The 4,784-nt window shown below is 72.5% G+C and carries 7 protein-coding genes; 1 reads left to right on the forward strand and 6 read right to left on the reverse strand.

Annotated features, from left to right (window positions below):
• The 5 genes from G3I40_RS20005 to G3I40_RS20025 all read right to left on the reverse strand — a co-directional run.
• Positions 1-874 (reverse strand): lyase family protein (locus G3I40_RS20005; RefSeq protein ID WP_164303511.1); only part of this gene is annotated, 874 nt, incomplete at its 3' end.
• Positions 871-1,485 carry a protocatechuate 3,4-dioxygenase subunit alpha gene (pcaG, locus tag G3I40_RS20010; RefSeq protein ID WP_164303512.1) on the reverse strand — a complete coding sequence of 205 codons (615 nt, stop codon included), beginning with the start codon at positions 1,483-1,485 and terminating at the stop codon, positions 871-873. The genes pcaG and G3I40_RS20005, both read right to left, overlap by 4 nt.
• A 9-nt stretch (positions 1,486-1,494) precedes the next feature.
• Complete coding sequence (pcaH, locus tag G3I40_RS20015) at positions 1,495-2,268, reverse strand: protocatechuate 3,4-dioxygenase subunit beta (RefSeq protein WP_164303513.1); 774 nt, start codon at positions 2,266-2,268, stop codon at positions 1,495-1,497.
• The gene (locus G3I40_RS20020; protein ID WP_164303514.1) at positions 2,265-2,954 is read right to left on the reverse strand and encodes a CoA transferase subunit B; all 690 of its coding nucleotides are present in this window, start codon (positions 2,952-2,954) and stop codon (positions 2,265-2,267) included. The genes pcaH and G3I40_RS20020 overlap by 4 nt, the downstream gene beginning before the upstream one ends.
• The gene (locus G3I40_RS20025; protein WP_164303515.1) at positions 2,954-3,718 is read right to left on the reverse strand and encodes a CoA transferase subunit A; all 765 of its coding nucleotides are present in this window, start codon (positions 3,716-3,718) and stop codon (positions 2,954-2,956) included. The genes G3I40_RS20020 and G3I40_RS20025 overlap by 1 nt, the downstream gene beginning before the upstream one ends.
• A 167-nt stretch (positions 3,719-3,885) precedes the next feature.
• Here G3I40_RS20025 and G3I40_RS20030 point away from each other — a divergent pair, with 167 nt between their 5' ends.
• Positions 3,886-4,353, forward strand: a complete 468-nt coding sequence (locus G3I40_RS20030) for a MarR family transcriptional regulator (RefSeq protein ID WP_164303516.1) — start codon at positions 3,886-3,888, stop codon at positions 4,351-4,353.
• 10 nt (positions 4,354-4,363) lie between these two features.
• On the opposite strand, the gene G3I40_RS20035 is transcribed toward G3I40_RS20030, so the two are convergent.
• Positions 4,364-4,784, reverse strand: a 421-nt coding sequence (locus tag G3I40_RS20035) for a DUF3048 C-terminal domain-containing protein (protein ID WP_203644439.1), incomplete at its 5' end; no start/stop codon positions are given.

Below are 4,784 nucleotides of genomic sequence, written 5' to 3' on the forward strand. Positions count from 1 at the left end.
GCCGGGCCGCCGCGGCGACGAGCGCGGCCCGCACCGGGTTGGCCTTGTGCGGCATGGCGGAGGACCCGCCGCCCGTGCCCTCGGCCAGTTCGCCGATCTCGGTGCGCGACAGCGTCAGCACGTCCTCGGCGACCTTGCCGAGCGCCCCGGCGGTGAACGCGAGCGCCCCTGCCAGATCGGCGAGCGGGGTCCGCAGCACGTGCCACGGCAACTGCGGTGCGGTCAGCGACAGTTCTCGGGCGTACGCCGCCACGAGGGAGAGGGGGTCGGTGGCCCCGTATGCGGCGAAGGCCGCCAAGGTGCCTGCCGCACCGCCCAGTTGGACGGGCAGCGCCGCCCGGACGCCGCGCAGCCGGTCCCGGGCGTCGAGCACCAGGGACCGCCATCCGGCCGCCTTGAGCCCGAACGTCGTCGGTACGGCGTGCTGGGTGAGCGTGCGACCCGGCATGACGGTGTCCCGGTGCGTGGTGGCGAGCCGCGCCAGCGCGCTTTCCATGGCGTCGAGTTCGGGCAGCAGCGCGTCCAGTGTCCGCGCCGTCATCAGCATCAGCGCCGTGTCCAGGACGTCCTGGCTGGTCGCGCCGCGATGGACGTACGGCCCGTGCTCCGCCGGTACCGCCGCCGTCAGGTCGGCGACCAGCGGGATCACCGGATTGCCGCCCGCGCGGGCCCGTCGTGCGAGGTCCCGGACGTCGAAGGCGGCGGCCGTGGCCGCTGCCGACACCGCGTCCGCGGCGGCCGCGGGCGCGAGCCCGAGCGAGGCCTGCGCCCGCGTCAACCCGGCCTCCGCGTCCAACAGGGCCTGCAGGAAAGCCTCTTCGGACGTGGTGCGCTCGGCGGGCGCGTCCTCGGTGCCGGGGTCGAACAGGGTCACGTGAACTCCAGGAAGACCGTCTCGCCCTCGCCCTGAAGGCGGATGTCGAAACGGTACGTGCCGTCCGCCTGTCGCCGCGCGATCAGCGTGTCGCGCCGCCCGGCGTCGACCTGCGCGAGCAGCGGGTCGGCGTCCAGGGCGGCCCGCGCCGCGTCGTCGGCCGCGAAGTAGATCCGGGTGAAGAGGTGAACCAGCAGGCCGCGCGCGAACACGCACACGCTCAGGTACGGCGCGCTGTTCCCGCGGGCGCCGGGGCGCAGCGTGCGGACGTACCAATGGCCGTCCGCGTCCGTCTGGACGCGGCCCCAGCCGGTGAACTCCACGCCGTTGCGCCCGAGATGGCCGCCGCTCGCCGGATCGCGCCGCATCGAGCCGGTGACCTGCGGGGCGTGGCCCTCGGGATCGGCGCCCCACACCTCGACGAAGGCGTCGGGCAGCGGACCGCCCGCGCCGTCGTACACGTGCCCCTGCACGGTGAGGGTGTCCGGGTGTCCGGCCGGCGCGATGTCACCGCCACCGGGGAAGGGCAGTGCGTAGCCGTAGAACGGGCCGACGGTGTGGGACGGCGTGGGCAGCGCGTTCGCCGGGTCACTCGTGTCGATCTTCGTCATGGCTGCTGCTCAGCGCCCTTCTTCGAGCCAGGTGGCGGAGGGTCCGTCCAGCACGATGTCCCAGTGGTAGCCCATCGAGAACTCCGGCACGGACAGGCCGTGGTCGTACGTCGCGACGAGCCGCCGGCGCGCCGAGTCGTCGGTCACGGACTGGATGATCGGGTCGTACGGGAACAGCGGATCGGCGGGGAAGTACATCTGCGTGACGAGCCGCTGCGTGAACGCCGTGCCGAACATCGAGAAGTGGATGTGCGCCGGACGCCAGGCGTTGACGTGCTGGCCCCACGGATAGGGGCCGGGCTGGACGGTGGTGAAGCGGTAGCGGCCCTCGGTGTCCGTCAACGTCCGCCCCACACCGGTGAAGTTCGGGTCGAGCGGGGCGTCGTGCTGCTCGCGCTGATGGGCGTAGCGGCCGGCCGAGTTGGCCTGCCAGATCTCGATGAGCTGTCCGCGCACCGGCCGTCCGGCGCGGTCGAGGAGACGGCCCTGGACGGTGATCCGCTCGCCTATCGGCTCGCCGGCGTGCTGCTTGGTGAGGTCGTTGTCGAGCGCCGTGACGTCCCGCTCGCCGAAGGCGGGGGAGGCCAGCTCGACCAGCTCCGGGTCCTTCGTCACGTCGATGGCGATCGGCGGCTGCCGGGGGTGGCGCAGGACCGAGGAGCGGTAGGGGGCGTAGTCGCGGCGCGGCTGGTGCTCGACGGGCCCGCCGTCGGCGAGGCGCTTCTCGTACGCGGCGTGCGCGGCCGCCACTTCCGCGTCGATGTCGGCCTGCGTGGGCGTCATGAGGAAACCTCCGGTTCTTGACGTGGCTCGGCGTTCCGGGACGAGGTCGGGCCCTCGGGGACGTGCACCGCGGCAGCGGTCTTGGCGAGGACCTCGTCGGCCGTCACGCCGGGCGCCAACTCGACCAGCGTCAGGCCCTGTTCGCCCACGTCGAGTACCGCCAGATCGGTGATGACACGGTCGACGCAGCCCTTGCCGGTCAGCGGCAACGAGCACTCCTCGACGAGTTTCGGCGTGCCGTCCTTGGCAGTGTGCGTCATGGTGACGAGGACGGTGCGCGCGCCGTGGACGAGGTCCATCGCCCCGCCGATCCCGGTGATCATCTTGCCGGGCACCGCCCAGTTGGCGAGGTCGCCGCGGGCCGAGACCTGCATGGCGCCGAGCACGGCGACGTCGATGTGGCCGCCGCGGATCATGCCGAAGGAGAGGGCCGAGTCGAAGAAGGCGGCGCCCGGCAGGACCGTGACGGTCTCCTTGCCGGCGTTGATGAGGTCCGGGTCGACGGCGTCGTCCGTCGGGTACGGCCCGGTGCCCAGGATGCCGTTCTCGGACTCCAGGATCACCTCCACGTCCCCGGGAAGGTAGTTGGGTATCAGTGTCGGCAGGCCGATGCCGAGGTTCACGTACTGGCCGTCGCGCAGCTCGCGCGCCGCGCGCGCGGCCATCTCCTCACGGGTCCAGGCCATCACCGACCGCCTCCCGACACCGTGCGCTTCTCGATTCCCTTGTCGGCGGCCTGCTCGGGGGTGAGCGCGACGACGCGCTGCACGAAGATCCCCGGCAGATGCACCGCGTCCGGCTCGATCCCGCCCGGCTCGACCAGCTCCTCCACCTCGGCGATCGTGATCCTCCCGGCCGTCGCGGCAAGGGGGTTGAAGTTCCGCGTGGACTTGTTGAACACCAGGTTCCCGTGCCGGTCGCCCCGGGCCGCCCGTACCAGGGCGAAGTCGGTGCGGATGCCGTGCTCCAGGACGTACTCGACGCCGTCGAAGGCGCGGACCTCCTTGGGCGGCGAGGCGAGCGCGACGCCGCCGGATCCGTCGTAACGCCACGGCAGCCCGCCGTCCGCGACCTGCGTGCCCACCCCGGCCGGGGTGTAGAACGCGGGAATGCCGGCGCCGCCCGCGCGCAGCCGCTCCGCGAGAGTGCCCTGCGGGATCATCTCGACCTCGATCTCACCGGCCAGGTACTGCCGGGCGAACTCCTTGTTCGCGCCGATGTACGAGCCGGTGACCCGGGCGATGCGGCCCGCGCTCAGCAGGACCGCGAGGCCCGAGTCCATCGCGCCGCAGTTGTTCGACACCACGGACAGCCCAGTGGTGCCCTGGGCGTACAGCGCCGCGATCAGTACGTTCGGCACGCCGCTGAGGCCGAAACCGCCGACTGCCAAGGACGCGCCGTCCCCGACGTCGGCGACGGCCTGCGCGGCCGTGGCGACCACCTTGTCCATGTGTCGGGAACCTGCCTCTCGAATTGCTCAGCGCACTGAGCATTTACTGAACGGGCCACACGTTGCCACCGGGCAACTTGCCCGTCAAGGGTGTTCGTCGAGGGATAGCATTGCTCAGTACAGCTACGTAACAGCGAGAAGTCGTCGACGCAGACCGGAGGACCGCGATGGCCGCGGTGGACCTGACCACCCACCCCGGGCACCTCGCCCGGCGGCTCCAGCAGGCGCACTACCTGCTGTGGAACACGATGGTCTCGGAGGAGATCACGTCACCGCAGTTCGCGGTCCTCAACGCCCTGGTGGCCGAGCCGGGCCTCGACCAGCGCACGGTCGGCGAGCGCGTCGGCCTCGACCGGTCCACCATCGCCGAGGTGATCAGCCGGCTCACCCGGCGCGACCTCCTCGACAAGGTGCGCGACCCGGACGACGGGCGCCGCTGGCTGCTGCGGCTCACCCCGGAAGGCCTGCGCACGCACAAGAAGCTGACGGTGCGCACCGCGCGGATGAACCAGATCTTCCTGGCCCCGTTGAGCGCCGAGGAACAGACGGTCTTCTTCGACCTGATCCAGCGGGTCAGCGACGCGGCGGAAGGCCTGCGCCACCCGACGGAGCCGCTCGCCGCGCCCCGCGCCTGACCGGCCGGCGTCACTTCTTCGCGAACACCACCCACACCTGACCCGGCGCGAACGCCAGCGGCTTCCCGCCCGCCGTGAACGCCGTGCCGTCCTCGGCGCCGGGCCGCTCCCACCGCGCGTCGTACGCCCGCCCGTCGCGCAGCACCACGGCCCGCCCCGAGCCGACGGTGCGCGACAGCGGAGTGGTGCTGCCGAGCTTGTCGTGGAAGCGCGAGGGTTCCACGGCGACGTACTGGATGACGACCGTCGCCGCGCCGAGCCGCGTCCCGTCCGAGGTCACGGCCGCCCGCCCGTCCATGCTCACCAGCCAACGGCGTCTCCCGGCAGACCAGTCGAAAGCGAACCGGGCCGCGGGGAAGCGCACCGTGCGCGCCGTCTCGGGGCGCCCGCCCGCGGGCACCCGCGCGGCGAACCGGAACCCGGCGGCCGTT

The sequence above is a fragment of the Streptomyces sp. SID14478 genome (assembly GCF_010548525.1).
Taxonomy (GTDB): Bacteria; Actinomycetota; Actinomycetes; order Streptomycetales; family Streptomycetaceae; genus Streptomyces.

Coding starts and splice junctions, on each gene's coding strand:
- pcaG (WP_164303512.1), bottom strand. CDS start 1,485: ATGACGAAGATCGACACGAGTGACCCGGCGAACGCGCTGCCCACGCCG.
- pcaH (WP_164303513.1), bottom strand. CDS start 2,268: ATGACGCCCACGCAGGCCGACATCGACGCGGAAGTGGCGGCCGCGCAC.
- G3I40_RS20020 (WP_164303514.1), bottom strand. CDS start 2,954: ATGGCCTGGACCCGTGAGGAGATGGCCGCGCGCGCGGCGCGCGAGCTG.
- G3I40_RS20025 (WP_164303515.1), bottom strand. CDS start 3,718: ATGGACAAGGTGGTCGCCACGGCCGCGCAGGCCGTCGCCGACGTCGGG.
- G3I40_RS20030 (WP_164303516.1), top strand. CDS start 3,886: ATGGCCGCGGTGGACCTGACCACCCACCCCGGGCACCTCGCCCGGCGG.